The sequence below is a fragment of the Barnesiella sp. genome, assembly GCF_022723415.1.
GTDB classification, from domain to species: domain Bacteria; phylum Bacteroidota; class Bacteroidia; order Bacteroidales; family Barnesiellaceae; genus Barnesiella; species Barnesiella intestinihominis.
The window spans coordinates 1-1,126 of the sequence record NZ_JAIJHU010000149.1 but is presented as its reverse complement, the minus strand read 5'-3'; the positions used below and the strand labels follow the sequence as shown (position 1 = coordinate 1,126).

Here is a 1,126-nt window from a genome sequence, read left to right as displayed (position 1 = left end):
GTATGACATCCGCTATATCGAGGACTCTCCCAATGAGATACTTGCTTGCATGCTTTGTCAGAAACAGGCTTTACCGGATGATTTCAACAAACTATTTATGTTTCAGGGAGAATTTGAGAATCTTAGAAACGCAATTGCTAAGGCAGATGATTATGAGCATCATGGTGATTCGTTCTTTGTCAACTGGGTGGATCCTGCGAAGTTGGAGGAGATATTGAAATTCTGGATAAAGGGAAATATCGTTTCTCAGCAGAAATGGTACATTGTATGGTGCTTGATGAAATATACATTCCATATTATTAGAGATGACCAAGATAAGAATGACTTTGCCAATCGCATGAACCTGATGTTTCCTGATGCAGAGAAGAAATGTATCAGCAATTCTTTTAGAAGAATGGAAAATATCATGAACCATAATAAGGATTTTGCAGAATGGCATAAAGATACAGACCCTGATTATAAAATTGCCCGTGAGTTTTATGATAAACTGAAGAAAATGACTGAATATAAGAGAACTTTCTATTTTGCTTAGCTTGAATATTGAAAGGAATAGAATGAACCCCATTTAAGCGATTCTCATAATCTGAGAGTCGCTTTTTCTATATCTATACTTCTATTTACCTATCGTCACCTCGATTTTTACCAAAGGTTGGTAAAGACTTGGTAAAACTGTTAATATACGTTTAATCGTCTGATTTCCAATATCTTATCAAAGAAAAAGCAAGGAAAATAGAAGCCTATTTGAGCGTACCTTTGGTAAAAAGTTGCTTTTTGATGTTAAGAAAACGGATTTTGTCTTCACTTTTTACTCAATTTTCCCTTAAAAACTGATTTTTACCAAAAAAGCCCCGATTTTTACCAAAAACGTGGCAAATTTGAGAAACCTGTGGTAAAACGATTGTTTCCCTCAGTTAGCTGCCGTATCTTTGCACCAGCTTTCAGCAAGATCGGAGCTGCTAACTAATGAGCCTAAAAAGGAAGGCGAGGTCTTGTTTCTTTTTATTATGGAAACAAAAATTATGCGAGTGGTGCAGCAGGGCGAGCCTTTCGCTGTACAGAGTCAGAAGAGTGAGAACGGACAGATGATGAAGTGCAACATCGTGTTGCAGGAGATGGGTGGCAAGTA

1 protein-coding gene is annotated in these 1,126 nt (G+C 37.1%); it reads left to right on the top strand.

The features are described 5' to 3' along the window. The coding region (locus QVD32_RS13205) for a hypothetical protein (RefSeq protein WP_287710398.1) at window positions 1-532 on the top strand (532 nt) is incomplete at its 5' end. Window positions 533-1,126 lie beyond the last annotated feature (594 nt).